The sequence below is a fragment of the Candidatus Methylomicrobium oryzae genome (assembly GCF_016745425.1).
Classification (GTDB): Bacteria; Pseudomonadota; Gammaproteobacteria; order Methylococcales; family Methylomonadaceae; genus Methylomicrobium; species Methylomicrobium oryzae.
Map to the genome: position 1 here is coordinate 146863 of NZ_JAERVK010000008.1, position 25435 is coordinate 172297.

A 25435-nucleotide genomic window follows, 5' to 3' on the forward strand; every position below is an offset into this window, starting at 1 on the left:
ACTCTTACATTCCATACACTCATGCGGAAACATTCAAGGATTTTACTGCTCTCTATCGGTCTGCTTGCCATATCCACCCTAGCCTCGGCGGCCCCTGTCAAAGACGACTGGGGCATGTGGCTCAGCAATACCTATCAGACCGATTTCGGCGGCAGTCCCTATCTGGCGTTTCTGGAGTTGGCGCCGCGTACCAAGCACGACAACGGCGAGTTTAGCCAAATTATCGTGCGGCCCTTGCTGGGCTACAAGCTGACCCAGAAGCTGCAGCTCTGGCTGGGTTACACATGGCAAGGCGAATACAGCAAGGAAACCGATTTCGAACTGGCCACCAACGACTTTATGCAGCAGTTGCAGTGGATCGATAACTGGACGCCGCAATTGAATTTTCAGTACCGATTCCGGATGGAAGAACGTTTTTTCGAAGACGAAGATACCGCGTTTCGGATGCGCCACCGGTTCCGGTTTGTTTATTCGCTGCCCGAAACAAAAGCCTATCTGATCGCGGCCGACGAATTGTTCGTTTATTTCAATTCGATCAACCACGGACGCCTGGCGAATGCGGTTCAGACGGGCATCAACCAGAACCGGAGCTATGTCGGCATCGGTTACAAGATTACCCCGAAAATCAATATCGATACCGGTTATCAGCTTCAATACGTAAACAACTTCGGCACGCCGGACGGCGTCAACCACATCTGGCTGACCAATCTGAACGTCAATTTTTAGAAGCCGCCAGCATCTCCAATGCCAGCATGGCCATGTTCTTCGAACCGCCGCCCAGCCCCAGGCGCGCTTTGACGCTTTGCAGGTTCTCGCGCATTCGCCCGGCATAATCGGCATCGGTCAGAATTTTACCCATTTCGTCAGCCAGATTCCCGGCGCTGGCCTCATGCTGAATCAGTTCCTTCACGATGCCTTTGCCCGCCACGATATTGGGCAGGCCGATGAACGGCGTCTTGACCAGCCACCGTCCCAGCCAATAGGTGAGCGGCGAAAGTTTGTAGGCTATGACCATCGGCACCTCCAGTAGCGCGATTTCGAGGGAGGCCGTGCCCGACGTCGTCATGATCGCATCGCAGCACTGCATCACGTCGTACGGCTGGTCCTTGATCACCGTAATTTTGAGCGGCGAGGTTTGCAGATAACCGTTCAGCATTTCGTCGGCGATCGATCCGGCTTGCGGCAGGATAAACTGCGCGCCCGGCACGCGGCCGGCAATCGACTCGGCCGCTTTCAGCATCACCGGCAGCATGCGCCTGATCTCTCCGCTCCGGCTGCCCGGCAACAGGCCGACGACCGGCTTGGCGGCGTCCAGGCCGAAGCGGTCGAAGTCCTCGTCCCTGCCGTAACGCGGATGCACCTTGTCGACCGACGGATGGCCGACATAGCGCACCGGCACCTTCTCGGCCTCGTAATAGGCCGTTTCGAACGGAAAGATGACCGCCATCATGTCGATCACGCGGCCGTACTGCTTGACCCTTCCCGGCCGCCAGGCCCAGACCTGAGGACCGACATAAAACAACACCTTGATGCCGATCCGTTTGGCGTAAGTCGCGAGCTTGAAATTGAATTCCTTGTAATCGACGCAAACCAGCAACTCCGGCCGCTCGTTCGCCAGCAGCGCTTGCATCAGTTTCAGGGCGCGGCGGATTTCGGCATAGTGCCTGACCACCTCGACCACCCCGATCACCGCGATTTGTGAAGAATCGTAACGGACATCGATTCCCGCCCGTTTCATTTTCTCTCCGCCCATCCCGATGCCCTGAATATCGGGTTGCAGTTCTTTCATTTCGCTGAACATATGCGCGGCATGCCGGTCGCCGGACGCTTCGCCGGCGCTGAACATGACTTTATACGGCTTGTAATCTGGCAAGGACAGTCCTCGTTAATTGGTTCGGGCTATCCATTTTAAAGGAATTTTGCCTAAGTCCGGATTATTTCAATGAAAAAGAAGATTATAGATTTTTCCTTAGGAAAGCATTTTTGACCCGAATGCGAAAGGTTTATAGCCTCATCACAGTCTTTCAATTTTAAGCGACATATTTCTATATAAATAATTCGAATATCTATTTACTATCTTTTCAGTATCATTTTTTAAAACTATTAACGACTACCCAATATACTTAAACTTTAGCCCATCAAATTAATATCATAGCTGTTTATAGCTGGAGTTTCTGAGATGGTAAAACCGGAGGAGAAAATAAAATTTGAAAATTATTCGACAATCAAGTCAATATTCAATTGAATAAAAAATATGATTTAACGGACTGATAACTATGAAAATTACCGTATTCGGCAGCGGGTATGTGGGGCTGGTCACGGGAGCGTGTTTAGCTGACGTAGGCAACCAAGTCATTTGCATGGACATCGATCAACACAAGATCGGCCAGCTCAACCAAGGCATCATCCCGATTTACGAACCGGGCCTGGAAGAAATGATCAAGAGCAATATGGAATCCGGCCGGCTGCGCTTTACCACGGACGTCAAAGAAGCGGTAGATTTCGGCTTGTTCCAATTTATTGCGGTCGGTACGCCGCCGGATGAGGACGGTTCGGCCGATTTGCGGTATGTGCTGGCGGTGGCGGAAAACATCGCCGAACATTTAAACGATTATAAAATCATCGTGAACAAATCCACCGTGCCGGTCGGCACCGCCGATAAAGTCAAACAAACCGTAAATGAAGTACTGGCTCAACGCGGCGAAATACTCGAATTTGACGTGGTGTCAAATCCGGAGTTTTTGAAAGAAGGCTCCGCGCTTGAAGATTTCATGAAACCCGACCGTATCATCATCGGCTCGGACAACCCCCGTACCTCCGAACTTTTGAAAGCCCTGTATGCGCCTTTCAACCGCAGCCGAGAACGGATCATTATCATGGACATCCGCTCCGCCGAGCTGACCAAATATGCCGCCAATGCCATGTTAGCGACAAAAATCAGCTTCATGAATGAACTGGCCAATCTTGCCGAACTGGTGGGAGCCGACATCGAATATGTCCGCCACGGGATCGGTTCCGATAGCCGCATCGGCTACAGCTTCATTTATCCGGGTTGCGGCTACGGCGGATCCTGTTTTCCGAAAGATGTTAAAGCGCTGGAACGTACGGCCAGGGAAATGGGTTATCAAGCCGAATTGCTATCGGCCGTGGAAAACGTGAATAATCGGCAAAAACGCCGCTTATTCGAAAAAATCATTTCCCACTATCCCGAAGGCCCTCAAGGCAAAATATTCGCCCTGTGGGGCCTGGCTTTCAAACCGAATACCAACGACATGCGCGATGCGCCGAGCCGTGCCATATTGGAAGCATTGATAGACGCCGGCGCTACGGTTCAGGCTTATGATCCGGAAGCACTGAAAGAAGCCCAGGCCATTTACAGCGATAAGTTCGGCCTGAAGTTTTGCTCCAAACAGGACGACACCTTAATCGATGCCGATGCGCTGATTATCTGTACCGAATGGAAACAATTCCGCAGCCCGGACTTCGACAGATTAAGCAATCTATTGAAGGACAAAGTGATTTTCGATGGCCGAAACATGTATTCGCCGAAATTGGTAAGACAAAGCGGTTTGCTGCATTATTCGATAGGCAGGTAAATACCGAAGCCGATTAGTCTTGGCAATTTTCAGCCAAGTTTCAATTCGATGAAAATCGCCCAATGAGGTTGATATCATTTTCAAATTATTAACCTTCCGCACCAGGGCGATCGCGCTATATATAAAAACCGTCATTCCGGCAGGGATTGCCGGAATCCAGTTTACAGGGAAGTAAAATCTACCCACAATACGGGGGATTGTTAGCTTAAAAACACCCCAAACTGCTCTGGAATGCCATCCGTGGCATCTGGATTCCGGCAATCCCTGCCGGAATGACGAGCATTCAGTGCATAAGCGCGATCGCCCTGCCTTCCGCACTCCGAGTCTTGCAGATTCGGCCGGTCACTCTACAGCGCAGGTATAATGGTCGATTTATCCCTCCATTCCGCTGTTAATGTCTAAAATATCACTCACCCCGGCCATGCGCCGCGCCGCCGAAGCGCCGCCGTTACCCAGCGGCACGATCCGCTTCATCCTCTACTGCGTATCCCACTTCAAGGGCTGGATTACGTTGATGATCCTCTTCGAAGCGGGCCAGGCGGCCGGCAGCATCCTGGTGCCCTATGCGGTCAAGGCGATCATGGAAGGCGTAGCGGCCGGACTTCCCGATGCCCGCACCGCCATCGAGGCGCTGAAAGGCCCCTTGCTGTTCCTGGCCGGGCTCACGGTCGCCGAAATCCTGTGCAGCCGGGCCAGCGGCGCGATCCTGATTACGATCGGCCCGCGGCTCCGCCAAGGCACCACGCGCACCCTGTTCACCTACCTGCAATACCATTCGGCGCGTTATTTCAGCAGCCATTTCGCGGGCGCGTTGGCGCACCGGATCAGCGAAACCGCGATCAGCGTGAATCATACGATCTGGGCGGTGCTGTGCGATTTCTGGCCGATCACGATCACCTTCGGCGTCTCCGCCGGCTTGCTGCTGCACGTGCATCAGGGGCTCGGGCTGTTCGTCACCGCCTGGGTTTTTGTCTATGTGGCGATTTCTTTTTGGCTGGCGACGCGCTGCCGTCCGTATTCGCAACACTATGCGGGCATCCGCAGCATGGTGAACGGCAAGATCGTCGATTCGGTCACCAACAGCCTGAACGCCAAGCTGTTCGCTCGCCAAAAGTTCGAGCGCGATTATCTGCAGGGCTATCTGGAAACCGAACTGAAAGCCGCGCGCCAAACGTTCTGGTTCATGGAACGGGTGCGCTGGTTCCAGTTCATCTCGGCCGGCGCGTTGAAGATCGGCACGATTTATTACGCGCTGACGCTCTGGCAGGAGGGCCTGATCAGCGTGGGCGATTTCACGATGAGCATGGGCCTGGCCTTGATCGTGATTGCCGACGCGCGCAATCTGTCCCGCCATTTCCTGGAGTTTTTCGAGTACGTCGGCAACATCGCGAACGGCGTAGAGACGATCGTGCAGCCGCATGAAATCGTCGATGCGCCGGATGCGAAACCGCTTGAAGTCGCCGAAGGACGTATCGAATTTTGCGACGTCACTTTCGGCTATCATCCGGACCAGCCGGTTTTCAAGCAGCTGAACGTCGTGATCGAACCCGGCCAGCGCGTCGGCCTGGTCGGCTTTTCGGGCTCGGGCAAATCGACTTTCGTAAGCCTGATCCTACGCAATTACGAGCCGCAAGCCGGCAAAATCCGCATCGACGGCACCGACATCGCCGAAGCGACTCAGGCATCGCTGCACGAACAGGTCAGCCTGATTCCCCAGGACCCGACGCTGTTTCACCGCAGCCTGAAGGAAAACATCGGCTACGGCAAACCCGGCGCGAGCGACCGGGAAATCGCGGACGCCGCCGGGTTCGCGCATGCGGACGAGTTTATCCGGGCCATGGCGGAAGATTACGATTCGCTGGTCGGCGAACGCGGCGTCAAGCTGTCCGGCGGCCAAAGGCAAAGGATCGCGATCGCGCGGGTAATGCTGAAAGATGCGCCGATCCTGATCCTGGACGAGGCGACGTCGAGCCTGGACTCGGTCACCGAAAAAACGATCCAGGAAAACCTGGCCCGGCTGATGGGAAAAAAGACCGTGATCGCGATCGCGCACCGGCTGTCGACGATCGCCTATCTCGACCGCATTCTGGTGTTCGATCAGGGACGGATCGTCGAGGACGGAACGCATGAGGAGCTGTTGGCGCTGAAAGGCTATTACTACCGTTTATGGAACATGCAGGCCGGCGGCTTCCTGCCGGACGGCTGATTACAAATGTTAAACACGCAAGTAATATACAAGTAAATCAATCCCTTGCAATGGTCGCCAAAGATAAAAACAACCTCAATGAGTCAGAAAAAAGCCTTACCCTATCACAGCTATAGCTAGGATTTAGCTACAGCGGAATATAACCATCTCAGATATTGGAGAAAAGCAAATCTAAGAATTTTTTATCTATTAATTCTTTGATTTCATCAAAAATATCATCTTCAGATCGCATTCTTTCTTGATGAAAACATTTTATATGTTCCCAAGATTGCTGAGATGAATTTTCGCAAAAAAATTCATAAACCTTCTCAAGATACGGTTTATTTTCTTCGTGTAAATCCTGTTGTTTCTCGGTATAAGATCTCTTATTTTTTGTTAGAATAAGCTCCTGGGACACTTTTGGGGATACATCAAGGAAAATCACCATATCCGGTTTTGGCATGCCATAAACAGTATATTCTAGCTCTTCAATCCAGGAAGCTAACACTTCTCTTTCCTTTCCTTCAAGTTTTGCAGCTTGATGTGCTACATTTGATGGTACATAGCGATCCATAATGAGATAATAGCCTGCGGCTAGCTTCTCATTAATTTCTGGTAATTTCTCGAAACGATCACCAGCATAGAGCATGGCACACAATTTCGGATGTATTTGATCTAGCTTACCAAATTTACCGTTTAAATAATTACCTACCTCACGACCAAAAAAGGTTTCTTCATATGCAGGAAAGGAAATTTTTGATGCTTTAATACCACGCTCATTAAGATAATTTAATATATGATTGGTCTGGGTATTTTTTCCACTACCATCTATACCTTCAATAACTATTATCTTACCTATCATATTTTACCTTTTCACTATAGAGTGCAAACTAACACCTTGCTCTATTAATTTTCGACGAACTTCTTTTATCGTTGGTTCAAACAGCACCAAACAATCCGTAACTATAATTCCACATTTTCTAAGCGCTGATACTGCTTCCAGTACTTTACGTCCACCTGTAGCGCTGTCATCTACTACTAAAGCTACCGAACCCTCACTAGGTATAGAAAAACTATCAAATACTGACTGGAAGTAGAGTTTAGGATCTTGGCTAGTAAATTTTTCGTGATCCGATGTATGTAATGCAAAGGGGACATTTAATATTTTAGCAAACTCATATCCTAGAATTGGCGCACCACTCTTCGGGGTTACAACCAAATCAAATTTCGGGTTTTGCACAGTTACATTATTATCATTGAGTAGTTTTCTCCAGTAGGATGTGAGGTGCCTAGCTAATTGTTCTGCATTTTTTGCGTCAGTAGACATAGCCATTACATCCACATAATTTTTAACTTTTACTTGGTGTATCTTACCAACTCCCACTTCTTTCTTAATTGAGCATTTAGCTAGTAATTTATTTAATGAATTTTCTATTTCTTTACTGTCGACAAAGGAAGGAACAGATTTAGCAAGGTTTTCTTTAAGATATTTATCAGGAGTGATGCCAAGGCTAGATAGAACTTGTAATGTTTCTTCTGCTCTGTTACGAATGAAATATCGAGTAATACGGCGAGGCAGAAAACCTGTCCATGCAGCAATAGAAAATATTGTAGATATGGCCAGTATTTTTAAAACAATATCATCAAAGGTTAACATGCTCAGTATGCACTCCAATTCTTTAATACTGTAGAGAATCTTTCTCTTGACACGCCTATTCTGTTGCAGACACTCTCAACCGCTTGTTGCCTCAGATGAGGCGGATACATCATTGCATCAGTTAATTCAGTTTCAATCGCTTTTACTAATTCAAAAACTTGTACTATCTGCTCTTTTAAAGGACCACTTATTGTCTTATTTTTACTATCGAATAATATAACCAATTCCGTTGACACTCCAATACTGGCTTCAAAGGTAATAATATCGCTAGAATGATTAACAGAAACGAATTCATATCCTAACGCATATATTAAACCATAAATAATCGACTCAAAGTTAGAACTCTTATGCATAAGAGAGGTAAAGTCAATATCCATGTTATCCAAAATGATAGATTTAATTTCTTTTATTGAATCAAGTTTGTTCATTAACAATTTCTCCAAATATTCACCGCGTCAATACTATTTCTATAGACTTTAGAAACCCCGGCAAAAGCATTAATTATATTAATCTCATCAATCGATTCTTTAATATAAAGTTGCGTAGAAGGTATTGGTGAGTCTGGTACCTTATTTTCTGAGTACACAAAAAGACTACCCACAACAACATCACATTTTTGATGCAGTGCTATTTTTAGAAACAAGTTTGTATCTTTTATCGTAACACCCTCAATAACGGGCTTTATATAAATGTAAGTCATTAGTCCTAGTTCAACTAGGTTACCAATATGCTTAAATCTGAGAGCAGGATTTGTAGTCCCTTTTTCGTAAGTTTTCCACTCAGTGATAGAGGCACAAGAGACGAATAGAGTCAACTGACCTTTCCATAAAATTTGAGGTAAAATTTCCTTAATTTGGCTTGGATTTACTGATCTTTTTGTTGCAAACTGAACAGGATTACCATGTGATAGAAAGTAAGATATTATTTTTTTTGATACTTCAATATTACTTTTATCCCAGCACTCAGAAAAACAACCTATAGATATTACTGTGCCATTTTTTCCTGGTTGAAAGTCTTTCAAATATACCGCGTAAATCAATTTTTCAGCAGTTTCTCTAAACGAGGGTTGCTGTCCCAAAGTAAATCCCTCATGTTCCAAATAACAATATGAACAACTTGACTGACAGCCTAAAGCGGGATTAATAAAAATACGATTTCTATTACCTGATACAAATCTTCGAACTATCATATCCATATAAACCAGTCGCCCATGTTAGTGGAAATTTATTCTTTAACTAAACCAGCAAAAGCCGGAGTTAACCCTTCATCATACCGTTTTCACTGAAAATCTACTAGCCTCTAATTCTGCAAATCACACTAAATGTTTTGAAAAAGGATTACAGGACCGTAGGGCGCAATAGGCAAAGCCGTATTGCGCCGCATGGAAACTCCACATCCGGCGGAATACGCTTCGCTATTCCGCCCTACGCGGGCTTGATTATCTCATCAGTCATCTGCCCGACAGTGGCGCAAAAATACCCTCGCGCCCCCAAAATGCCTGCCCTCCAGTAGCGCTTTTTCAAATGCGGAAACTCTTCGAACAGATAATTCGATGTCCTCCCTTTGATTCGCCTCATGATTTCACTGGGAGCCAGGTTCGGCGAAGCACTCACTAATATGTGAACATGATCTTTACTCACGGCGCCTTTGATATTCCGTATCTCAAACGCTTCACAGGTTTGCCCCACCAAGTCTCTGACTCGTTTCGTTACCTCACCACTCAACACTTTGTAACGATACTTGGTTACCCAAACAAAATGGGATTCAATTTGGTGAACCGTATCTATAATCCATCACCACCTCCTTGGCTCAATTATCGCGCTAAAGCTGACCGGCTAAAGCCGGTAGTCTAAACCTTATGATGGAAAATTAAAAAAGTGCTTAATCGACGAGCTGCCGGAGCACCTCAAAGCGATCCCTTGATTTTGTGGAGCGGCGATGGGAATCGAACCCACGACCGGCTGATTACAAATTACAATTCAGTCTTTCAGCCAGGTCCGTTTCGCCAGCACGATCGCCGCGATCGGGATCGCCAAGTTCAGCCCCATCACCACGATCAGCAGCCAGCCGAGTTCGCTGTAATCCGCGGCAACCACGATCCGGCCGGTCGCCGCATCGCGCACTTCGCGGGTAATCACGAAGCCTTGATTCAGCCATTTGGTCAGAAGCTGCGACAAGGATAGCGCGAGATTCACGAACGCCGCCATCACCGCGAAATAAGTCGCCTTCAACTGTTTGGGGGCCGAATTGGCGATCCAGGCCAGCATCGGAATCATCGCGATCTGGCCCAGCGGCGATTCGAGCGCGGTATCGACCAGCGCGATGAAACGGGCATCGACGACGCCGCCCGTCAGCTCCGCCGTCCATTTGTGAATGCCGTAGTACAGCGCGATATTGGGGATATAAAGCAGGCCCAGCACGACGGTCAGCACCGCGATGATGTAGGTGATCGGCCGTTCGGCCATGAAACGGCGAAACAGGAACATGCCGAGCAGAGTCAGCGTGCTCGCGATCAGCGACAATTTCGAGATGAACTGCTGGTCGAAACCGAGGTCGTCAATCATCCACCAGGTTTCGCCCGCGCCGGTGGTCGGGACCGCGCGGAACGCGAAGATCACGAATGCGGTCCCGTACAAGCGGTTTTTCGTTTTGCCGTCGAGGTCCATCGTCAATCGCCACATCAAAAACAGCACGATCGCCAAAGACCCGGCAAATACGATTTCTTCGCTGTTTCGCAATCCTCCCAGCCCGACCGCCGCCGCGAACAGCGCAAATCCAAGCCCGCCGCCGAGCAGCGGCCAATTGACCGCGGGCACCTCACGGGCGCGGGCAGTCAGCCGTTCGATATCTTCAAACTCGAAACCGTGTGCGGCGAGCCGCCATTCTTCCTGCGCCCGTAAATAAGACGAGAGCACAACGCCCAGAATCGAGATGACCGGAATCCACAGCGCCCACCGGTAAATCGACAGGTATATCGCCGCTTTCTGGGCCTCATCCATCGTTTCGATGCCGCTGAAAAACGCGACATTAACCCCCGCTACCAGCAGGCTGCCGCCGATAATCGCGACCCGGCCCAGGGTCTGCATCGTCGTATGCGCGGCCAGTATTTCCGGCTCGGGCAGCGGCCGGCCCTGTTCGTCGATGACGGCCACGGCCTCCACGGTCATCGCATCGGCCACGGTATCCTGGATCACGTAACCGACCGGAGCCAGGAGCGCCGCCAGCACGTACCAGTTTTCGACGGGCCATAACGACTGCATATACTCACGGTCGCTCAACAGATTGATCATGATCAGCAAAGCGGCGGCGATCAGCGTCGCGCCCAGGTAGATCAGGCCGGCCTTATGGCGCCACAGTAAATCGACCAGATGCCCTATCGGCATTTTCAAGGCCCAGGGCAGCATCGCCCAGAACCCCAGCGCAGCCAGAAACTCGGCGCTCAGGCCCAAATATTCCTTGACGAAAAAAGTTCCGACGATGCCGGTCAGCCCCGATACGCCCGCCGCCAGATACACCATCAGCGGCGGCACGTAACTGACGCGCATTTGCCGGCCGAGATCGATCACATTATGATCCAGCCACTTCCGTAATAAGAAAAAGATCGGCGCGGTATTACGGTTTGCGTCCGACGGCCCCTTAATCATGTATCCTCCTTCGGCTTAATGCGTTTGAATGCGTCTGTTGACTCCTGAGTTTGATATTAAGTTCGCGGTCGAATCGAATCCGTTCCATTGATCCCAGAGGGCTTTCAGGATTTGGGCGGAAATAACTTCCCGGTTTTAACCTGTTTGTATTGCGTGGCTTTTTAGCGCGTATGCGTTCAGTCTCTCCCTTTGAAAAAGCGGGGTGAGGAGAGATTTTTTTAATAAATCCCCCTCGATCCCCCTTTTTCAAAGGGGGAAGTGGGCGTTTATTTCAGCCTATCCGTAGCCTACCGGTTTCGGGAAATTATGTGGAGCCGAATCCTAACTTCCTGGTATGGCGTGGTAAACCTGCCAGGTTTTAAAACCTGGCAGGTCTTTGGCTGGAAAGTTATTTGGAGCCAGCTCCTAAGCCTGTTGCTGCCCTATTCCGCAATCATCCCGTTTTTCAAATAGCTTTCTGCATAATTGAATACGATGTCGGTATCGGGCAGCACTTCCGCATCGTTTTTATCCTTATAGTCGAGGCGGAACAACATGTCCTTGATGATATTGAGGCGCGCGCTTTTTTTATCGTCGGCCCGCACGACCGTCCAGGGCGCATCCAGATGATGCGTTCTCGCAAACATGATATTGCGGGCAAGGCTGTAGTCGTCCCAATGCTTGACCGCTTCCACATCGATCGGGCTGATTTTCCACTGTTTCAAGGGGTCCCGTTCGCGGTCTTCGAGGCGCCGTTTCTGTTCCTCCCGGCTGATGTCCAGGTAATACTTCAACAGCTTGATGCCCGACCGAACCAGCATCAGCTCGAAATCCGGGACGGTTTCGAGAAACTCGTGATATTCCCCGTCGCTGCAGAAACCCATCACGCGCTCGACGCCGGCGCGGTTGTACCAGCTGCGGTTGAACAAAACCATTTCCTGGGCCGCCGGCAGATGCGGCACATAACGCTGGAAATACCAGCTGCTTTTGTCCCGGTCGGAAGGTTTCCCCAGTGCGACGACCCGCGTTTCGCGCGGGCTCAAATGCTGAATGATGCGTTTGATCGAACCGTCCTTGCCGCCCGCATCGCGTCCCTCAAAAATGATCAGCACTTTCCCGTCATGCTTGATGATGTGTTTTTGCAGCTTGACCAGTTCGATCTGCAATTGGATCAAAGTGGTTTTATATTCTTCTTTGCCGATTTTTTTCCTGTCGTGTTTATGTTTCATGGTGAAAGCTTATCCGCCGATATTCAGCAGCCATCCGCCGCTGCCTTTGCACTGGTTCGCGCCTTCCGCCGTGATGCTGATCCTTGCATAGACGCCGCGCAATGCCGCCGGCAGAGCTCCGCTGACTAAATAACCCTGGGCGACGGGCTTCACCGCAATCGGTACGGGAATATCCTTGACAGTGACTTTGACCGTTTGCGGTTTCGTATTCGGCGAAGCGATAAAGGAAAATTCGGTATTCGGGGACACCTCTGCCTTATCGGGCGGGGAAAATTGACTAAAGCCGGGTTTTTCACAGGCTTTCGAGCTACTGCTGCTGCCGTAGCCCCAGGCAGTCTGGGCGATCACCATGAACAGGCTTAACCAGAGTATTCGGAAAGGTTTCATTGCTGCCTCCACAAAATTGAATGGATCGATCTCAAGACTAGAGAATCATTCCATCTGCTCGATCCGTTGCCGGGCCGCCAGCCCGAACGGTGAATCCGGCTCTTTTTGCGCAATGCGCTCCAGCGTGTCCAGACTCTTGCGATTCAACAATTCGATCGCCCGCAAGCGCACGGCAGGATAATGTGCCCTAAGCGCGGCCAGCTCCCGCAGATAGGCGCTGGATTCGTTCACCAGCCTGAGCAGGATTCTTTCGGGATCCTCGGTGAAAAGATCGCGGACCAGATTATCGTAGCGCACCTGTTCCCTGAGGATGTCGCGGGGATCGGCTCTCGGCGGTTCGGTCGGATCATGGCAGCAGGTACTCATCATACGTCTCCAGTCAGGAAGGGAATATTGACATCTTACACCCAAATCTTGCCCACCGCTTACCTTCTCTCCAGGCAGAATGCTAAACTGGACTGTTGCTATGCTTTTTGAAGCGCTTCCCGCCATTTCTAATTCGCTAAACATTTGCTGCCCATGAACAAGCCCAGCGGCTTTGCCTTGCCTTTATACCTCCAGGTCGTCATTGGCGTTGCCGCCGGCGCCCTTCTGGGCGTCTTATTCGGAACCGAAAGTTACGGTTTTAATTTGTTGAGCAACGCGGCGCTCGGCCAATTGGGACAACTGGTGATCCGCCTTTTGAAGGCGCTTGCGGCGCCGCTGGTCTTTTTCGCCATTCTGGACGCGATGATCAATACGGACATTTCGCTCAAGCACGGCCGCCGCCTGCTGGCCTTGTGTTCGATCAATCTGGCGGCGGCGATGATCATCGGCCTCACTTTGATGAATACCCTGCGTCCGGGCCATTTGTGGGAAGGCAGGCTGACGGCAATGACAAACCAACTGGACCACGACACAAGCCGCTTGATGCCCAAACCGGTACCGGAAAATCTGACGCTCGATCCGCTGAAAAACCTTGCCGGCTATATCCCGAAAAGTCTGGCCGAACCGTTCGTCGACAACAATATGATCGCGATCATCCTGCTGGCTTTGCTGTTCGGCGGCGCGATCCGTCAACTGAAGCGGCAGACGGCGGATGAAGATCAAGCCGGCCTCGTCATGCTGGAAAAATCCATCGGCGTCGGCTGCCGGCTGCTGATCCAGATGCTGCTCTGGGTCGTCAAGGGCATACCGTTCGCGGTATTCGGAGTGGTTGCGCAAGTGGTCGGGAAAGCGGGCCTGGAGGTGTTCGAACTGGTGGCGGTGTTCCTGGCTGCGATGCTGAGCGGATTGTTGATCCACGCCCTCGTCTATTATCCCGGCATGGTCAAATGGGGCGGCAGAATGCCGGTCAAGCGCTATTTTTCGGGCGGCGCGGATGCGATCGTGACCGGCCTTTCCACCAACAGCAGCCTGGCGACGATGCCGATCACCCTGCGCTGCCTGACCGAAAACATGGGGATTTCGAACCGGTCGGCGCGCTTGTCGGTCTGTATCGGCACCAATTTGAACAACGACGGCATCATCCTGTACGAAGCGATGGCCGCGCTGTTTCTGGCGCAAGCGATCGGCATCGAACTGAACTTTGCGCAGCAACTGGTTATCATTACGGCGGCTATCATGGTGGGCGTCGGCATTTCGGGCATTCCCGAAGCCGGCCTGATCGCCCTGCCCCTGGTATTGAGCACGGCCGGTCTGCCCGAAACCCTGGTGGTCACCGCGGTGCCGCTGATCACCACGATCGACTGGATCATTGCCCGGTTCCGGTCCGGCGTAAACGTGATGAACGACATGCTGATCGCGATTCTGCTGGATCGGCTGGACAAAAGAAACCATTAACGTCCGCACTGGTTATCAAGACGGGCATCAAAAAATGGCGGGCTCATCCTTGAAATCATGAGCTTGTGCAATAGCGGCCTGCCATTATTTTAAGGGGCCGCCTTAATGATCGGATCGAAATGGGTTATTTTATGCCGCAGAAAAGATTTTGGAGCCCATGTCGATATGAGCCATAACGCCGTCTTTGTCAGAATCAAATGGATCATTGTGCTGTTAGTGACGATGGTGCTCGACTTCTTGCCGGTCCCGGTCATCGGGCTGATTCTGCTTTACATATTGCTCTTTCGCCCGCTATGGTTTAAAAACGCCGTGCTGGAGATATACGCTCAAGATGGCCGCGCCAATCACAACGGTGCGGACGACTCCGACTAACTTAACCTGGTAACCATGCCGTGAGTATAGATAAAACAACCTTCCCGTCCCGGCTGATATTGTGTTTCATCGTATTGATCGGCTTGATTGTTCTCCATGTGATTCCGCTGCCGATATTGGAAATCCTGGTGCTGTACGTACTGGTCGCGCGCCCGTACTGGTTCAAGGAACTGGTCGAGCAAATCTACGCCGGAAAAAAGCCTGAAGATTAGGCCTGATTGCTCTTTTTCCGTCCGTTTTAGTATCATCCCTGCTGGTAGGGATTCGTCGCGGAGTTTACCAGGTTCTAAAATGCCCGGTGTCCAGATGGACGAAATTGTCTCGCGGATAATAACCTACGCCGCCTTGCGCAATTGCCAGCGCGGCGTTTCTAACGGTTTTGGATGAAATGCCTTCAAGCCGGATATCAATAGCCCGGCCTTGCATGTGAAAACTATGTTCCGCCACGCCATGGCTGTACTTACGGAGTTGGGCATTGGTAAAGGGCGAGCGATAACCGGAGATGATATGGAACGGTTTATTAACGCCAAGCGTTTGCTTTAGCATAAACAACTGATCCAGTAAGGCGGTATCGATCGGGTGAATAGTGTCGGTACGGAAATCGCGGAGCAGATAGTTGATTTCATGCAGCGCTTCTTTAATATAGCGGCCGCGCTCAAAATAGGTCAGCTTTAGCTTATCGCCGGTATGCGTATGTTCGAAGGCGAGCGTTTTATGTTCGAAAGTATGCGGATAAGGCGCCGTATTTCGCCGGTGAACCGAGCGGTCGAAGGCATGAAAAACGGGCTCATGCACGGGCTTGTGTCGATGCTTCCCGGGATAGATGACGTGCCTTACGGCCGCTGTGGCCGCTCCCGATCCACTCAGTGTTATCAATGAACCCAAAGCCAGCTTCTTCAGAAACTCGCGTCTGGATGCAATAATGTCCACGTCGGACTCTGCGTTATTTGAGGATCGCTCTTTCATGTTTTATTTTAAGTAACACTTAATCCCATGCTACTGTTTAGTAAAGTTAACCATATTACAAGTTCAACAGTAACATTATTTATACTCTTACAGGGCTTCAGAATCCAGCCGAGCCCTTGAACGCCTGCCATGATCCGAGCATAAAAATATCACACTAAAAAAAGCCCTATGAATTACAGGGCTTTTTCACATTTTTTACGTATAGGCTCTTAGATTCTTCAGAACGGAATATCGTCGTCGAAGTCGTCGTAATTCGGCGGTGGCGGCGGCATTGAACCGGAAGGCATCGGCGCTTCCGACCTTGGAGACGAGGGCCTGCTCGGAGCCGCATAGCCCGATTGCGGCTGATCGCCAAAGTTTGCCGTGCCGCCGCTGCGGCTGTCGAGCATATGCATTTCTTCGGCGACGATTTCGGTCGTATAACGGTCCTGGCCGTCCTGGCCCTGCCATTTCTGGGTCCGAATACGTCCTTCGACATAAACCTGGCTGCCTTTTTTCAGATATTCCCCGGCCACTTCGGCCAGCCGGGCAAAGAACACCACGCGATGCCATTCCGTCTCTTCCTTGCGTTCATTGGTCTGCTTATCGCGCCACCTTCTGCTGGTAGCCAGACGAATCGTCGTCACCTGACCTCCGCTCGGCATGAAGCGGGCTTCGGGATCGGCTCCCAATCTTCCAATCAAAATAACCTTATTCAGCATTGCTTACTCCAAAATGTTTTTCCTGATCCATCAAAGCCGCCGCTACCGAACCGGCTTCCGTCGATTGCCGGCCCATACCCCGCAACGAAAATCACCGATGCTCCAGTGTGTCGCGGCCAATTTTGATAAAATAGCAGTATATCAAATCGAGGGGCGCTTTTGCCTCACTTATCTAACCTACTCTTTTTCTCTCGCCATTAGATGCCTGACAGCCTTACCTTTCCGCGCGACTACGCGCACGACTCTTTAAAAGTTCCGCCCAGTTCCATCCAGGCCGAACAGGCCGTACTGGGAGGCCTGATGTTGGACAATCAGACCTGGGATTCGGTTGCCGACAAGGTGACCGCCGACGATTTCTACCGGAAGGACCACCGGCTGATCTTTCGGACGATCGAGAATCTGGCCGAAAAACAGATTCCTTTCGACGTGGTGACGATATCGGAAGCGCTGGAGGATATCGGCGAACTCGAAAATGCGGGCGGTCTGGCGTATCTGGGCATGCTCGCGAAGGATACGCCGAGCGCCGCGAACATCGTCAGCTACGCGAATATCGTCCGCGACCGCTCGGTGCTGCGGCAATTGATCCACGTCGGCACCGACATTACGGATTCCTGTTTCAATACCGAAGGCCGCGACACCTCCGAACTGCTCGAAAACGCAGAACGCGAAGTGTTCAAGATCGCCGAACAGCGTCAGAAAGGCCAGAGCGGCTTCCAGCCGATCAAATCGCTGCTCGCGAAAGCGGTCGACCGGATCGAAGTGATGTTCGCGCAGGAAGGCTCGATCACCGGCGCGAGCACCGGCTTTACCGAACTCGACCGGCTGACCTCCGGCCTGCAGCCGGCGGATCTGATCATTGTCGCCGGAAGGCCGTCGATGGGTAAGACCACGATCGCGATGAACATGGCCGAGAACATCGCGATCAAAAGCCGGATGCCGGTCGCGGTATTCAGTATGGAAATGCCGGGCGACGCGCTGGCAATGCGGATGATGTCCTCGCTCGGCCGGATCGATCAGAACAAGGTCCGTACCGGAAAACTCGAAGACGACGACTGGCCGCGGCTGACCTCAGCAATGAGCCTGCTCGCCGAAACCAAACTGTTCATCGATGATACGCCTGCACTGACACCGACCGAAGTGCGCTCGCGCGCACGCCGGCTGATGCGAGAACATGGGCAGATCGGGCTGATCGTGATCGACTACCTGCAATTGATGCAGTCGCCGAGCAGCGGCGACAACCGGGTGCAGCAAATCTCGGACATCTCCCGCGGTCTAAAGGCGCTCGCGAAGGAACTGAACGTGCCGGTGATCGCCCTATCGCAGCTGAACCGCAACCTCGAACAGCGGCCGAACAAGCGGCCGGTGATGTCGGATCTCAGGGAGTCGGGCGCGATCGAGCAGGATGCCGACCTGATCATGTTCGTGTACCGCGACGAGGTCTACCACGAAGACAGCCCGGACAAAGGCATCGCGGAACTGATCATCGGCAAGCAGCGGAACGGCCCTTTGGGCACCGTACGGCTGACCTTCCTCGGCCAGTTTACCCGTTTCGAGAATTACGCGGGAACGCAGTATGACCAGGATTATTATGAATAATCCGCTGATGCCTGCCGCCTATGCGGTTCTGAATACCGATGCGGTAAAAAATAACGTCTCCGTGGTGAGACGCCACGCGCCCGGCGCAAAAATCATGGCGGTGATCAAGGCCAACGGCTACGGCCACGGCTTGCAGCGTATCGCCGAAGTGCTGACCGACGTCGACGCCTTCGCGGTTGCGCGCGGCGACGAAGGGATCCGGCTGCGAAAAGCCGGTTTCCGGCAACCGGTCACCGTGCTGGAAGGTTTCCGGAACAACGATGAGCTCGATCTCTTCCTATCCTACGGCCTCGACACGGTCGTCCATTCGTTTCAACAGCTTGATATTCTCGAAAACCGCCCGGAAATCGGCAGGCTCGGCGTGTGGCTGAAGATCGACACCGGCATGAACCGGCTCGGCTTTCGGCCCGCTGATTTCGGCCAAGTCCATCAACGGTTGCGACAATGCCGACTCGTCAAAGGCCCAATCCGTTTCATGACGCATCTGGCCAATGCGGACGACAAAACCGATGTAAAAACCCTTCAACAAATCGCTTTATTCAACGAGACGCTTGCAGGCTGTCCGGGCGAACGCAGCATCGCCAACTCGGCCGGCATTCTGGGCTGGAAGGATGCCTTAACCGACTGGGTACGGCCCGGCGTAATGCTCTACGGGATTTCACCGTTTCCGTCCCAGACCGGCAGGCAAATCGGCCTGCAGCCGGTGATGGGCCTCTATTCGCAGTTGATCGCCGTCAAGCCGGTGTACAAAGGCGAAACGGTCGGCTACAGCGGCACCTGGCGCTGTCCCGAATCGACGCTCTTAGGCGTGATCGCGGTCGGTTACGGCGACGGCTATCCGCGCTATGCCAGGAACGGCACGCCGGTGCTGGTCAACGGCCGCCGCGCGCCGCTGATCGGGCGCGTGTCAATGGATATGATTACGGTGGATCTGGCTTCACAGCCGAACGCCCGGCCGGGCGATCCGGTGACTTTATGGAACGACGACCTGCCGGTCGAGGAAATCGCTCAGTGCGCAGACACGATCCCTTACACGCTGGTGTGCGGGATTACTCAGCGGGTACAGATCATCGAGCGGGAACTCGAGCCGGTGACATGCTAATCGTAGGGTACGCTGTGCGTACCAAGAGAGATAAAGGAGAATACCGATTCAAGGTACGCACTCGGCAATTGCTCCTGCATTGCCTACCTCCTGCCTCCCTGCAGTCGTCGGCAATTGCTCCTGCATTGCCCTCGATCGCGTGTTCCCGACGCGATCTACCTCCCCCATCCGTGGGGTCGTCGATCGCGTGTTCCCGACGCGATCTACCTCGCCCTTCCTTGGGCTCGTACCTCTGTCCATAGACCACCCTTTCGTGGTGGCATCCATGCTGTCGAGCGTACCCTATAGGTTTCATGAGTAAACACTCCGGTTTTATGTATGCATCATCCCGAATTTCCGTTAGTTGAAGACCTGATCTATTTCAATCATGCCGCGGTCGCGCCCTGGCCGGACCGGACCCGCAAGGCGGTGGTCGAGTTCGCCGAACAGAACGCCCGCTACGGCGCGGCGTTTTATCCCGACTGGCTCCGGAAAGAAACGCATTTACGCGAACAGTTGCAGGCGCTGATCAACGCACCGAGCCCGGACGACATCGCCTTGGTCAAAAATACCTCCGAAGCGCTGTCGTTTGTTGCTTACGGCCTGGACTGGCAGGCCGGCGACAATATCGTGACCAGTAACGAGGAGTTTCCGTCGAACCGACTGCCGTGGGAATCGCTGGCTGCACAGGGCGTCGAATTGCGTCAGGCCGATTTGCATGCCGCCGCCACGCCGGAAGAGTCGCTGTTCGCGTTGGTCGACCGCAACACCCGCCTGCTGACGGTCAGTTCGATCCAGTTCGCGACGGGCCTCCGGCTCGATATCGAAAGGATCGGCGGATTCTGCAAACGGCGCGGTATCCTGTTCTGCGTCGATGCGATCCAGAGTATCGGCGCGGTGCGCTTCGATGTGCAGGCTTGTCAGGCGGATTTTGTAATGGCCGACGGCCATAAATGGCTATTCGGTCCGGAAGGTCTCGGGGTTTTCTATACGATGCCGGAAGCGCGGGATCGGCTCAAGCTGACGCAGTTCGGCTGGCACATGATGAAGGATACGCACAATTACGAAAACAAGCCCTGGACGATACATCCAACTGCCCGCCGCTTCGAGTGCGGCAGCCCGAACATGCTGAGTATCCATGCCTTGTCCGCCAGCGTCTCGTTGCTGCTCGAAATTGGGATGGAAAAGATCGAAACCCTGCTGCTCGAACGGATGAATTATCTGCGGGAACGAATGGAACGGCATCCCGAACTGGAATTACTGTCCCCTGCCCCGTCGGCGTTAAAGTCGGGTATCGCAGTATTCAGACATCAAAAGATTCCGAATCCGGCGCTTTATGAATACCTGATGCAGCAAAAAGTGATTTGCGCCCTGCGCGGGGCGGGCATCCGCTTCTCGCCGCATTTTTACAACACTCCGGATCAGATCGACCGGGCGCTGGCCATCATCGACCGCTATCCGGCCTGACCGGCTTAGGATTTGGCTCTAAATAACTTCCCGGCCCAAGACCTGCCGGGTTTTAAAAACCCGGCAGGTCTACCCTCCATACCCGGAAGTTAATATCGGCCAGATCCTTAGGGCATCGCCATCCAGCCGCTACCGTTCCGTGCAATAACCGTAAAACCGTTTCAGCAGCGCATTTGCGGCCTCGGTATCGGCTATCGCGGCCTTTAACGCGGCAACGTCTCGGTCTTGTTCATGCTGCGCGGCGGTATGTTCGTCAACATAACTGCGTATGACCTCCGCGGTAAATTCGGGATGGAATTGGACTCCCCAGGCGCATTCTCCCACCCGAAACGCCTGATGCGCTTCGTAGGCGTTGCCCGCCAGATGCAAGGCGCTCGCCGGCAGCCGCCTCACCGATTGCGCATGGGTGACATGCGCGGTAAACCGGCCCGGCAAATAGCCGAGCAAAGGATCCCGTTTTCCTTCTTCGGTCAATTCGATCGCGACGGTGCCGATTTCCCGACCTTCGGGATGATAATCGACATGGCCGCCCATCGCCTGCGCCAGGAGTTGATGGCCGAAGCAGACTCCCAGCAAAGGAACCGCCTCGCTTACCGCTTCCCGTACCCAGACAGCCAGGGACTGCATCCATCCGGACTGATCGGTCACCATCGCGGGCGAGCCGGTAATGATCGCCCCGGATAAAGTTTCCGGCAACGGCAACGCTTCGCCTCCTGCAACGTCCATCACCGGCACACCGGACAGGCCGCAGCCTTCGCTTATCCAGTCTTCGAAATCGCCGAAGCGCTGCCGAATGGGCAACAATGTCGAGCCGGTTTTGATGATGACGAAAGATTTCAAATGATATAGCCGGAATTTTAAACTAGACTTAAAGGTTATCACGACGCGCAACCGATCGGCATCGGGCACACCGATTGCCGCGTCCGATACGTCGGAAACTTATAGGCATTATACCCTGCCGGGCGGCTTTCAGGGAGGGTGCAGCAAGCGGGGATGCTGTGCCGGCCGGGGCATCAAACGAGGCGACCACGGTAAAGCCGACGTCTTGCTGCATGGACGCCGGTTTCGCCCTCTTCCGTTAGACAGCCTGATAAGGCGATAAGCGCTTCTTAAAATATTTCGGCTCATTACCGGGACACGATGAAATACAAGATACCTCTATTTCTGGCTATAGCGCTTGTACTGGCGGATATCTTCTATGCCCTCGCCGCTCATTATTGGCAACGGCTCGACTACGGTCTTCCGCTGTTGGCGATAAACGGCCTGTTCGGCTTCTATACCGCCGCCCTCCATGGGTTGGCGGAAAAACGTTTCCAGTCGACAACCAAACTGCCTCTACCTGTCGCTACGGAAGTGTCCAGCCTGCAATTTTCCGATCAGATGCTGGTTCGCCATTTCTCCGATTTGCTGTGCCTGAAAGACAAGGACGGCCGCTGGCTGGCCGCATCGGATGACTATCTGGCCGGGTTGGGATTGGAGGGAACCGACTATTTCGGAAAAACCGATTTCGAACTGGCGCAAAAAGCCGACTGTGACGTATCGGCATTAAAAAACGGCGCGGCCGAGGATAAAAAGTGCTGGGAACGGGGCGAGCCGACTCGGACGCTCAGACACTCTTCTTCCGAATTGGCCCTGGAAGAAACGCGCACGCCCGTGTTCGATCTCGCCCAAAAGCCTTTCCGGATGGTCATTACCGGCAGACCGGCCAGCGAATTCGATAAGAATCGGACCCGGCTCGAATGGCTCGAACGGGCGCTGCATGGCTCCCATATCGCTTATGCGCAGATCGACCGGCATTTCCGCCTGCTCGACAGCAACCTGGCTTTCAGCGAACTCACCGGCTACCCGCCGGACGAATTGGCCGGCAAAAGCCTCGCGCTGATTATCGGAGACTCCGCAGCAGACGACTCGCTGCCGTCGCCGGAGAATTCATTTAATCTGGACCAAGCCGAACATGGCAATCGCAGCGTATGGACCGTCGAGTGCCGGCACAAACAAGGCCATCGCTTTCCCGCCCGGCTTGAAACCACCGCAATTCGGGCCGGGGAGAACGAAATCCGTTATTTTGCCGGCCTGACCGATATTTCGGAGCAAAAACGACTCGAAAATCAGCTCAAGCTGATCTCGCACCATGACGATCTGACCGGCCTCACCAATCGCCCGTTGTTCTTCGAACGCCTGGAACAATTCCTCTCGACGTCGGGCCGCTATCAACTGCACGCGGTCGTTCTGTACATCAATCTTGACCGCTTTAAAGCGGTCAACGAATCGATGGGGCACGCCGCGGGCGATGAATTGCTGAAACAGGCCGGGAAGAGACTCAGCGAAATCACGCGCAAAAGCGACGTCGTGGCCCGACTGAGCGGCGATGAATTTGCCGTTCTGCTCCTGAACGACAAAGACCGGGACCGGGCCATCTATGCCGTATCGATGATCGCGAAGAAAATCATCCGGTATTTGTCCGAAGCTTTCCATATCCAGAGCAAAGAGATTTTCATCAGTGTCAGTATCGGCATCGCGATTTTTCCCGAAGACGGCACCCGTCCCGAAACCTTGCTGAAGAACGCGGACACCGCAATGAAAGAGGCCAAACAGACCGGCCGCAACAACTACCAGTTCTACCGCAAAGAATATACAGCCGCCACCGAAGACCGGTTATCGATGGAAATGAATCTGCGCCGGGCAATTGCCAAAAACGAACTACAGTTGTATTACCAGCCGCAATACCTGGCGAAGGAAAGGCAGCTCTGCGGCGCGGAAGTATTGATTCGCTGGTTCCAGCCAACCCTCAGCGGCGAGATCAAAATGGTACCGCCAAATCTTTTCATTCCGGTTGCGGAAGAATCGGGGCTGATCGTGGAAATTGGTAAATGGATTTTAAGAACGGCCTGCGAACAAAGCAAAAGCTGGCAGGATGAAGGCATTTTCTTGCCGCGGACCGCGGTCAATATCTCGGCTCGGCAGTTCACCGACCCCGATTTTTTGCAAATCGTCGAAGAAGCGCTGCACGACAGCGGCCTCGCGCCCGAATACCTGGAGTTGGAGATTACCGAATCAACGCTGGTCGGCGACGTCAAACGGATTGAGTTACAACTGAAGCGCCTGAAAAAAATGGGCATTCACATTGCCCTGGACGATTTCGGCACCGGCTATTCGTCGCTGTCCTATCTGAAAAATTTTCCGGTCGATATACTCAAAATCGATCAGTCGTTCGTTCGGGAAATGACGCACGACTCCCGCGATGCGAATATCGCCCGCGCGATCATCGAAATGGGACACTCGCTGGGACAGCAGATTGTCGCGGAAGGCGTTGAAACCGAAGATCAGCTCCGTTATCTGGCGAACCGCGAGTGCGACATCATTCAGGGCTATTTTTTCAGTCCGCCGCTGCCCAACTACAAAATGACCGACCTGTTGCGCCAGCAAAAAGACAATATCGGCAAGATGGAAATGAAATGTCTGATTAGCTGAAATCCGGCAAGAAACCATAAGCTTCTCACTGTTCAGCTTGCGCTTTGCGCCTTCGCCTCATCGATTCCCGAAGCGGAGAACTTACCTCCTTCAAAATCAATCCGCCCGGCGGCATCGTACGTAGGACGCTACGAAGACCGCAAGTGCAATGCGCCCCCGTTTCTCAGAAGCCAATAACCGAACCGGCCTGTAGCCGAAGGACTGCCATTCACCAAGCCGATCAGTCGGTATCATCGATCTCGAAGAATATCCACCGGATGCGGTTGTGCGTTTGCTTGATCTCGCTTTCCATCCGGTTGATTTGCTGAACCGCGTCCCTGACCGCCATTTCCGGCTCCAGCTCAGCCTTGACAGTGAGCATCACCGCATTGCCGTGATCGATCGCCCACAGATTCAACACCCGGCGCACGCCGGGTTGTTGTTCGAGATACCGTTCGACGGCATCCCGAACCTCTTCGACCGTTTCGCCGATCAATAACGAATGTACTTCCCTGCCTATCGCGGCGGCAACCGTCACCAATAAGCAGCCGATCAGCATCGACCCCACTGCGTCATAGGCGGTGTCGCCGGTGATCATCGTCAGGCCCAGCATCACCAGGGCGATGGACAGCCCGGCGAGCGCGGCAACGTCTTCGCCGGTCACCACCATCAGCTCGGGCGAATGGGTTTCCCGAAACCATTGCCATAAGGAACGCCCGCCCTTTTCCTCCGCCATCGCGTTCAGCGCACCTTTCAGGGAAAAAGTTTCCAGGCCGATCGCAATCAATAGAATCAACAAGGCAATGCCTGCATTTTCGACTTCGTGCGGATGCATGTAACGCAGCCAGCCTTCATAAATCGAAAATAGCCCGCCCACGGAGAATAACACGATCGCCACCATCATCGACCAGATGTAGGATTCGCGCCCGAATCCCATCGGATGCTTGCGCGTCGGTTTCTTTTGCGAACGTATCATGCCGATCAGCAGCAACACCTGGTTACCGCAATCGGCAAACGAATGAATTGCCTCGGCCAGCAACGAGCCTGATCCGGTCCACACGGCCGCGCCGGTTTTTGTAGCGGCTATGCCGAGGTTAGCGGCAAAAGCGTAAAGAATCGCCTTGGTTGAATGGGTATTGGTCATGATCGTCTACCAGATTGAATGATGCTATCCCGTTTAATGGGCAAAGTCTGCCTCATAAATCACGGTGTTATTCACAAAATGAGTTTGCTAGAACAGTATCTTACCGAAAAAGGGGGCGCGATCGTCTGGCTTTTGTTTTCCCGAATTCAAGTTAAATTGA

Annotated in this window: 23 protein-coding genes and 1 pseudogene; 10 read left to right on the top strand and 14 right to left on the bottom strand. The window is 52.8% G+C overall.

The window, feature by feature from the left end; all coding sequences use genetic code 11:
- Window positions 1–21 precede the first annotated feature (21 nt).
- Window positions 22–726: a DUF2490 domain-containing protein gene (locus JJL52_RS10715; RefSeq protein ID WP_202052406.1), complete on the top strand. Its 705-nt coding sequence runs from the start codon at window positions 22–24 to the stop codon at window positions 724–726.
- On the opposite strand, the gene lpxB is transcribed toward JJL52_RS10715, so the two are convergent.
- Window positions 716–1873 (bottom strand): lipid-A-disaccharide synthase, encoded by a 1158-nt coding sequence (gene lpxB / locus JJL52_RS10720; protein ID WP_272901733.1) that lies wholly within the window; start codon window positions 1871–1873, stop codon window positions 716–718. The genes JJL52_RS10715 and lpxB overlap by 11 nt on opposite strands.
- Window positions 1874–2276: 403 nt before the next feature.
- Here lpxB and JJL52_RS10725 point away from each other — a divergent pair, with 403 nt between their 5' ends.
- On the top strand, window positions 2277–3596 hold the full coding sequence (locus JJL52_RS10725) for a UDP-glucose dehydrogenase family protein (protein ID WP_202052407.1): 1320 nt from the start codon (window positions 2277–2279) through the stop codon (window positions 3594–3596).
- A gap of 394 nt (window positions 3597–3990) precedes the next feature.
- Complete coding sequence (locus JJL52_RS10730; RefSeq protein WP_202052408.1) at window positions 3991–5802, top strand: ABC transporter ATP-binding protein; 1812 nt, start codon at window positions 3991–3993, stop codon at window positions 5800–5802.
- Window positions 5803–5950: 148 nt separating this feature from the next.
- Here the strand turns inward: JJL52_RS10730 and tmk are convergent, their stop codons facing one another.
- The 9 genes and pseudogenes from tmk to JJL52_RS10775 form a co-directional block, all read right to left on the bottom strand.
- Window positions 5951–6643 (bottom strand): dTMP kinase, encoded by a 693-nt coding sequence (tmk, locus tag JJL52_RS10735; RefSeq protein WP_202052409.1) that lies wholly within the window; start codon window positions 6641–6643, stop codon window positions 5951–5953.
- Between the two features lie 3 nt (window positions 6644–6646).
- The gene (locus tag JJL52_RS10740) at window positions 6647–7438 is read right to left on the bottom strand and encodes a phosphoribosyltransferase family protein (RefSeq protein WP_202052410.1); all 792 of its coding nucleotides are present in this window, start codon (window positions 7436–7438) and stop codon (window positions 6647–6649) included.
- 2 nt (window positions 7439–7440) lie between these two features.
- Window positions 7441–7866 (bottom strand): hypothetical protein, encoded by a 426-nt coding sequence (locus tag JJL52_RS10745; RefSeq protein WP_202052411.1) that lies wholly within the window; start codon window positions 7864–7866, stop codon window positions 7441–7443.
- Window positions 7866–8633: a radical SAM family protein gene (locus tag JJL52_RS10750; RefSeq protein WP_202052412.1), complete on the bottom strand. Its 768-nt coding sequence runs from the start codon at window positions 8631–8633 to the stop codon at window positions 7866–7868. Before JJL52_RS10750 ends, JJL52_RS10745 begins: the two co-directional genes overlap by 1 nt.
- A 229-nt stretch (window positions 8634–8862) precedes the next feature.
- A pseudogene (gene tnpA / locus JJL52_RS10755) lies at window positions 8863–9232 on the bottom strand (IS200/IS605 family transposase).
- 185 nt (window positions 9233–9417) lie between these two features.
- Window positions 9418–11082, bottom strand: coding sequence for an MFS transporter (locus JJL52_RS10760; RefSeq protein ID WP_202052413.1), 1665 nt, complete (start codon window positions 11080–11082; stop codon window positions 9418–9420).
- Window positions 11083–11504: 422 nt separating this feature from the next.
- Entirely contained in the window at window positions 11505–12290 is a 786-nt protein-coding gene (gene ppk2, locus JJL52_RS10765; protein ID WP_202052414.1) for a polyphosphate kinase 2, read from the bottom strand.
- Between the two features lie 9 nt (window positions 12291–12299).
- Window positions 12300–12677 carry a hypothetical protein gene (locus JJL52_RS10770; protein ID WP_202052415.1) on the bottom strand — a complete coding sequence of 126 codons (378 nt, stop codon included), beginning with the start codon at window positions 12675–12677 and terminating at the stop codon, window positions 12300–12302.
- Between the two features lie 45 nt (window positions 12678–12722).
- Entirely contained in the window at window positions 12723–13043 is a 321-nt protein-coding gene (locus JJL52_RS10775; protein WP_202052416.1) for a hypothetical protein, read from the bottom strand.
- A 153-nt stretch (window positions 13044–13196) separates the two neighbouring features.
- On the opposite strand from JJL52_RS10775, the gene JJL52_RS10780 reads away from it, so the two are divergent.
- From JJL52_RS10780 to JJL52_RS10790, 3 genes are all read left to right on the top strand, one after another.
- Window positions 13197–14498, top strand: coding sequence for a dicarboxylate/amino acid:cation symporter (locus JJL52_RS10780; protein WP_202052417.1), 1302 nt, complete (start codon window positions 13197–13199; stop codon window positions 14496–14498).
- A 105-nt stretch (window positions 14499–14603) separates the two neighbouring features.
- Window positions 14604–14870 (top strand): hypothetical protein, encoded by a 267-nt coding sequence (locus JJL52_RS10785; protein ID WP_236994190.1) that lies wholly within the window; start codon window positions 14604–14606, stop codon window positions 14868–14870.
- A 20-nt stretch (window positions 14871–14890) separates the two neighbouring features.
- Window positions 14891–15082 (top strand): hypothetical protein, encoded by a 192-nt coding sequence (locus tag JJL52_RS10790; RefSeq protein ID WP_202052418.1) that lies wholly within the window; start codon window positions 14891–14893, stop codon window positions 15080–15082.
- A 64-nt stretch (window positions 15083–15146) separates the two neighbouring features.
- Here JJL52_RS10790 and mepK read toward each other — a convergent pair whose 3' ends face one another.
- Both mepK and ssb read right to left on the bottom strand, forming a co-directional pair.
- A complete protein-coding gene (gene mepK, locus JJL52_RS10795; RefSeq protein WP_336885062.1) occupies window positions 15147–15665 on the bottom strand; it encodes a peptidoglycan L,D-endopeptidase MepK in 519 nt (172 codons plus the stop codon).
- 389 nt (window positions 15666–16054) lie between these two features.
- Window positions 16055–16537, bottom strand: coding sequence for a single-stranded DNA-binding protein (gene ssb, locus JJL52_RS10800; RefSeq protein WP_202052420.1), 483 nt, complete (start codon window positions 16535–16537; stop codon window positions 16055–16057).
- 201 nt (window positions 16538–16738) lie between these two features.
- Between ssb and dnaB the strand changes: the two genes are divergently transcribed.
- From dnaB to JJL52_RS10815, 3 genes are all read left to right on the top strand, one after another.
- Window positions 16739–18133, top strand: coding sequence for a replicative DNA helicase (dnaB, locus tag JJL52_RS10805; RefSeq protein ID WP_202052421.1), 1395 nt, complete (start codon window positions 16739–16741; stop codon window positions 18131–18133).
- A 4-nt stretch (window positions 18134–18137) separates the two neighbouring features.
- The gene (gene alr, locus JJL52_RS10810) at window positions 18138–19235 is read left to right on the top strand and encodes an alanine racemase (protein WP_202052490.1); all 1098 of its coding nucleotides are present in this window, start codon (window positions 18138–18140) and stop codon (window positions 19233–19235) included.
- Window positions 19236–19553: 318 nt separating this feature from the next.
- The gene (locus JJL52_RS10815; RefSeq protein WP_202052422.1) at window positions 19554–20681 is read left to right on the top strand and encodes an aminotransferase class V-fold PLP-dependent enzyme; all 1128 of its coding nucleotides are present in this window, start codon (window positions 19554–19556) and stop codon (window positions 20679–20681) included.
- Between the two features lie 129 nt (window positions 20682–20810).
- Here the strand turns inward: JJL52_RS10815 and JJL52_RS10820 are convergent, their stop codons facing one another.
- Window positions 20811–21521 (bottom strand): glutamine amidotransferase, encoded by a 711-nt coding sequence (locus JJL52_RS10820; RefSeq protein WP_202052423.1) that lies wholly within the window; start codon window positions 21519–21521, stop codon window positions 20811–20813.
- A 300-nt stretch (window positions 21522–21821) separates the two neighbouring features.
- Here JJL52_RS10820 and JJL52_RS10825 point away from each other — a divergent pair, with 300 nt between their 5' ends.
- On the top strand, window positions 21822–24152 hold the full coding sequence (locus tag JJL52_RS10825) for an EAL domain-containing protein (RefSeq protein WP_202052424.1): 2331 nt from the start codon (window positions 21822–21824) through the stop codon (window positions 24150–24152).
- Between the two features lie 220 nt (window positions 24153–24372).
- On the opposite strand, the gene JJL52_RS10830 is transcribed toward JJL52_RS10825, so the two are convergent.
- Window positions 24373–25275 (bottom strand): cation diffusion facilitator family transporter, encoded by a 903-nt coding sequence (locus JJL52_RS10830; protein ID WP_202052425.1) that lies wholly within the window; start codon window positions 25273–25275, stop codon window positions 24373–24375.
- Window positions 25276–25435: the final 160 nt, after the last annotated feature.

Bases quoted from the DNA above. Each gene is read 5' to 3' on its own strand.
- JJL52_RS10715 (WP_202052406.1), top strand. From the start codon at position 22: ATGCGGAAACATTCAAGGATTTTACTGCTCTCTATCGGTCTGCTTGCC.
- JJL52_RS10725 (WP_202052407.1), top strand. From the start codon at position 2,277: ATGAAAATTACCGTATTCGGCAGCGGGTATGTGGGGCTGGTCACGGGA.
- JJL52_RS10730 (WP_202052408.1), top strand. From the start codon at position 3,991: ATGTCTAAAATATCACTCACCCCGGCCATGCGCCGCGCCGCCGAAGCG.
- tmk (WP_202052409.1), bottom strand. From the start codon at position 6,643: ATGATAGGTAAGATAATAGTTATTGAAGGTATAGATGGTAGTGGAAAA.
- JJL52_RS10740 (WP_202052410.1), bottom strand. From the start codon at position 7,438: ATGTTAACCTTTGATGATATTGTTTTAAAAATACTGGCCATATCTACA.
- JJL52_RS10745 (WP_202052411.1), bottom strand. From the start codon at position 7,866: ATGAACAAACTTGATTCAATAAAAGAAATTAAATCTATCATTTTGGAT.
- JJL52_RS10750 (WP_202052412.1), bottom strand. From the start codon at position 8,633: ATGGATATGATAGTTCGAAGATTTGTATCAGGTAATAGAAATCGTATT.
- JJL52_RS10760 (WP_202052413.1), bottom strand. From the start codon at position 11,082: ATGATTAAGGGGCCGTCGGACGCAAACCGTAATACCGCGCCGATCTTT.
- ppk2 (WP_202052414.1), bottom strand. From the start codon at position 12,290: ATGAAACATAAACACGACAGGAAAAAAATCGGCAAAGAAGAATATAAA.
- JJL52_RS10770 (WP_202052415.1), bottom strand. From the start codon at position 12,677: ATGAAACCTTTCCGAATACTCTGGTTAAGCCTGTTCATGGTGATCGCC.
- JJL52_RS10775 (WP_202052416.1), bottom strand. From the start codon at position 13,043: ATGAGTACCTGCTGCCATGATCCGACCGAACCGCCGAGAGCCGATCCC.
- JJL52_RS10780 (WP_202052417.1), top strand. From the start codon at position 13,197: ATGAACAAGCCCAGCGGCTTTGCCTTGCCTTTATACCTCCAGGTCGTC.
- JJL52_RS10785 (WP_236994190.1), top strand. From the start codon at position 14,604: ATGATCGGATCGAAATGGGTTATTTTATGCCGCAGAAAAGATTTTGGA.
- ssb (WP_202052420.1), bottom strand. From the start codon at position 16,537: ATGCTGAATAAGGTTATTTTGATTGGAAGATTGGGAGCCGATCCCGAA.
- dnaB (WP_202052421.1), top strand. From the start codon at position 16,739: ATGCCTGACAGCCTTACCTTTCCGCGCGACTACGCGCACGACTCTTTA.
- JJL52_RS10815 (WP_202052422.1), top strand. From the start codon at position 19,554: ATGCATCATCCCGAATTTCCGTTAGTTGAAGACCTGATCTATTTCAAT.
- JJL52_RS10825 (WP_202052424.1), top strand. From the start codon at position 21,822: ATGAAATACAAGATACCTCTATTTCTGGCTATAGCGCTTGTACTGGCG.
- JJL52_RS10830 (WP_202052425.1), bottom strand. From the start codon at position 25,275: ATGACCAATACCCATTCAACCAAGGCGATTCTTTACGCTTTTGCCGCT.